Consider the following 310-nt stretch of genomic DNA (forward strand, 5'->3'; position numbering starts at 1 on the left):
TTGCAGCATGATGCGGTTTTCTGGTGCTTCGGCCAGCAGTTCGGCAGCCTTGTCGACGGCACCTTGCATCCCTTTTGGACCTTCGGTCAGTACCAGATTGGCACCCAGTGCCATCATGACTTTGCGACGTTCCATGCTCATGGTTTCCGGCATGGTCAGCGTGACCTTGTAGCCCCGGGCAGCACCGACATAAGCCAGTGCAATCCCGGTATTACCACTGGTTGGCTCAACGATTTCCATACCGGGTTTCAGAGTGCCGTCTTTTTCGGCTTGCCAGATCATGTTGGCACCAATACGACATTTGACGGAC

General features: G+C 54.8%; 1 protein-coding gene. It reads right to left on the bottom strand.

Features of this window, described 5'->3' with window-relative positions; all coding sequences use genetic code 11:
* Positions 1 to 310: pyridoxal-phosphate dependent enzyme (locus Q4563_RS18480; RefSeq protein WP_303605549.1), on the bottom strand; the 310-nt coding region annotated here is incomplete at both ends.

The organism is Gilvimarinus sp. 1_MG-2023, from assembly GCF_030548285.1.